This is a genomic window from Streptomyces cahuitamycinicus, assembly GCF_002891435.1.
Classification (GTDB): Bacteria; Actinomycetota; Actinomycetes; order Streptomycetales; family Streptomycetaceae; genus Streptomyces; species Streptomyces cahuitamycinicus.
Window position 1 is genome coordinate 1 of the sequence record NZ_POUC01000625.1, and the last position, 3,394, is coordinate 3,394.

At 75.3% G+C, this 3,394-nt stretch carries 4 protein-coding genes; 2 read left to right on the plus strand and 2 right to left on the minus strand.

Features of this window, described 5'->3' with window-relative positions:
- Both C1J00_RS40545 and C1J00_RS40550 read right to left on the minus strand, forming a co-directional pair.
- Positions 1 to 1,008: sensor histidine kinase (locus tag C1J00_RS40545; RefSeq protein WP_102913852.1), on the minus strand; the 1,008-nt coding region annotated here is incomplete at its 3' end.
- Positions 1,005 to 1,646 (minus strand): response regulator, encoded by a 642-nt coding sequence (locus C1J00_RS40550; protein ID WP_342751800.1) that lies wholly within the window; start codon positions 1,644 to 1,646, stop codon positions 1,005 to 1,007. The genes C1J00_RS40545 and C1J00_RS40550, both read right to left, overlap by 4 nt.
- Positions 1,647 to 1,898: 252 nt before the next feature.
- Between C1J00_RS40550 and C1J00_RS40555 the strand changes: the two genes are divergently transcribed.
- Both C1J00_RS40555 and C1J00_RS40560 read left to right on the plus strand, forming a co-directional pair.
- Positions 1,899 to 2,855: a DUF4258 domain-containing protein gene (locus C1J00_RS40555; protein ID WP_102913850.1), complete on the plus strand. Its 957-nt coding sequence runs from the start codon at positions 1,899 to 1,901 to the stop codon at positions 2,853 to 2,855.
- Positions 2,856 to 2,877: 22 nt separating this feature from the next.
- The gene (locus C1J00_RS40560; protein WP_102913851.1) at positions 2,878 to 3,099 is read left to right on the plus strand and encodes a DUF2283 domain-containing protein; all 222 of its coding nucleotides are present in this window, start codon (positions 2,878 to 2,880) and stop codon (positions 3,097 to 3,099) included.
- Positions 3,100 to 3,394: the final 295 nt, after the last annotated feature.

Below are 3,394 nucleotides of genomic sequence, written 5' to 3' on the forward strand. Positions count from 1 at the left end.
GGGGGCGGTGTTGTGCACCTCCACGTGCAGACCGGCCGCGCAGCGCACCCGTACCCGCGCCCGCGCACCCGGGGCGTGCTTGCGGATGTTGGTCAGCGCCTCCTGCACCGTGCGGTACGCGGCGCGTTCGACCGCCTCGGGCACCGGGACCGGGGGGATCGACACGTCGAGGTCCACCGTGAGGCCGCTGCCGCGGACCAGGTCCGTGAGGCCGGCGAGTCCGGCCCCCGGGGCGCCCTGCGCGCCGGGGTCTCCCGGCGTGCGCAACACCCCCACGAGGTGGCGCAGTTCGGTGAGGGTCTGGGCCGACAGTTCGTGGATCGTGCGGGCCGTCGCCCGCACGTCCGCGTCCCCGGGCCGGCCCACCTGAAGCGCACCGGCCTGGAGGCTGATCAGGCTCACCTTGTGGGCGACGACGTCGTGCATCTCCCGGGCCAGCCGGTTGCGTTCGGTGGCCAGCACCCGCTCGGTCAGGACCTGGTTCTCCCAGGCCCGCCGGGCCGTGGCCGCCCGCAGGCGCTCCTGGCGCGACCGGACCGACCGGCCGAGGACGACGACGCCCGCCGCCACCCCGCAGCAGTCCAGGGCCAGCAGCGCGGTCTCCCGGTCGAGGGCGAGGGAGGAGACGCCGGCCGCCGGGTGGGGCAGGAACCACGCAACCGCGACCGCCGCCGCGCCCGCCACGCCGACGAGGACGTGCCCGCGGCGGACGGCGACGCAGTAGAGCGCGATCAGCGGGGCGAAGGCGATGTGCCCGAGGTACAGCCCCGGCAGGCCGGCGAGCACGGCCGCCTCGGGGGCCCGGCGCCGCAGCAGAAGCGCGCCGGCCGCGACCAGCGCCAGCCACGTCCCGTGCCCGGAGGTGAGGCCGTTGACCACCAGTCCGTCGACCAGGGCGACCAGCACCGGAAGCGCCCCGGAGGCGATACGCCGTACGGCACCGGGGGCCGGGGGCCCGCCGTCCCGTTCCCCGGCTGAAGGCGCCCCCGGCACCGGCACCCCGCTCACCGCCGCCCCGGTCCGGTGCCGACCATGTTCGCGCGGTCCGCGACCACCGCCGCCTGCACCCGGTTGAGCCCGCCCAGCTTCGCCAGCACGGCGCTCACATGGTCCTTGACCGTGCCGTGCGCCAGGTGCAGCCGACCCGCGATGGCCCGGTTGCTGAGCCCGGCTCCCACCAGGGCGAGCACCTGCCGCTCGCGGTCGGTGAGCGCCCGCACCCGCCGTACGGCGTCCTCGTCACGACCGGAGAGCAGGTAACCGTCGATCACCTGCCCCACCGCCTCGGGCGCCAGCACCCGACGGCCTGCTGCCAGTGCCCGTACGGCGTCGATCAGTTGCTCCGGCGCGGTGTTCTTCATCAGGAACCCGGCGGCTCCCAGACGCAGCGCCTCGTCCACGTGCTCACGGGCGTCGAAGGTGGTCAGCATCGCCACCGCCGGGGGCCGCGGGAGGGCGGCGACCTGCCGCAGCACGGCCGGGCCGTCCACGACCGGCATCCGGATGTCGAGCAGCAGGACGTCCACCCGCCCGTCGCGCACGGCCTCCACCGCGCCCACGCCCGCGCAGTCGGCGACGACGGTGATGTCCTGCGCCGAACCGAGGATCACGCGTAGTCCGGTGCGTACCACTGGCTCGTCGTCCACCACCGCGACTCGTATCACTTCCGTCCCCCCACGCAGCGCGATCACCGTTCGATACGACGGCTCTCGCCCGTCCGGCGTTGCACCGGCGCCGTGTGCCACCTGCCACACGGCCGCCCGAACCCCGCCGGTCGGCGGGGTCGGTTCCCGCCCTCGGGCGGATGCCGCCGGCCGGTGCCGCGCTGCCACGATCCGTCGGGACGCCGATCATCACGGGCCCGTCCAACGGGCCGTCAGCACCATGCAAGGACGTACATGCACCACACTCAGGACCGCCCCGCCCGACGCCGACGCACCCACGCCCGCATCCTGGTGGCGTGCTGCACCGCCGGAGCGGTGCTGCTGACCGCCGCGGGGGCGCACGCCGGGACCGGCGACGACGGGTCCCGCCCGTCCCTGGCCGTCCAGGCGGCCGAGACGGTCGAGCGCGTCACCGGGACGTCCGACCTCGTCCCCGGCACGCCCGTCGCCGGCGGAGCCACCCGCGCGGAGGTCGGCACCGAGGCATCCGCCGCGCGCATCACCGCGCCGGCCACCGCCGACGGCGCCGTGGAGTTCGCCTACGGCTCCGACGTGCTGCGCCTGACCCTGCCCGGCAGCGCCGACGCGCAGGCCACGACCAGCGCCAGCGGCACGGTCGTCTACCCGGGCGCGGGCGAGGACGTCGACCTGGCCGTGCAGCCCAACCGGGACGGTGTGCGCGCCCTGATCACGCTCAAGGACGCGGACGCCCCGACCGAGTTCCGGTTCCCGCTCGGCCTGCCGGCGGACGCGGCCACCGAGACCCTTCAGGACGGTTCCGTCCTGGTCACCCGCGGCGAGGAGTACCTCGGCACGTTCGACGCGCCGTGGGCGAAGGACGCGCGCGGCGAGGCCGTGCCGACCGAGTACCGCGTCGAGGGCGGCGCCCTCGTGCAGACCGTGCGGCCGGGGCCGGGCACGGCCTTCCCGGTGGTGGCGGACCCGGCGTGGTTCATCCCGATCGCGATCGTCGCCGGGCGGCTGCTGCTCTCCCAGGGCGTCAAGAGCATCTCCAAGCACGCGGCCCAGCGCATGGCCCAGCGCGGCATCAGCCAGGAGATGGTCGCGCGTACGGTGAAGACCGGCAAGAAGACCAAGGGCAAGTCGCCGGGCACGTGGAAGTACACCACCGGCAAGATCTGGGTCGTGATCAACAAGGCCGGCAACGTCGTGTCCGTCGGCCGCAACTGAGCCCGTTCCCGAGAGGCGAAGCATGCACATCGAGTACGACCGCGAGAACGACACCGCGTATGTCTCCCTCGTCGCGCACATCGCGGACGGCGCCGCCGTCCGGCAGATCCCCGTCGACGGGGTCGGGGCGGACGCGGAGGTGTTCCTCGACGTGGACGCGTCGGGGCGGCTGCTCGGCATCGAGGTGATCGGTGCGGGCGGCGCACTGCCGGCGGAGGTACTGAAGCAGTCCTCCGCAGGCTGACGCGCTGGGGCGGCCGGCCGGGCTTACCGGCCGGGCGCCACCGTCCGGCCTACCGGGGCCGGCTGCCTCCGGCGGGGACCGGTGTAGCGCCAAATGCCCACGACCGTCACGATTCGGCCGACCGGCCAGGTGCCGCCGACGGCGGGGAGCTCCGCCTCTGCCTTCCGGCTGGCCGGCTGGCCGCGGAGCAGGGGCAGCGACGCTCCGTCACCGTCAGACCGACCGGCCCGGATTGCCACCGACGGCGGCACTGCCGCCCGGCTGCCCTCGTGGAGTGGGCCGCGCAACACCCGCC

Coding starts and splice junctions, on each gene's coding strand:
- C1J00_RS40555 (WP_102913850.1), top strand. CDS start 1,899: ATGCACCACACTCAGGACCGCCCCGCCCGACGCCGACGCACCCACGCC.
- C1J00_RS40560 (WP_102913851.1), top strand. CDS start 2,878: ATGCACATCGAGTACGACCGCGAGAACGACACCGCGTATGTCTCCCTC.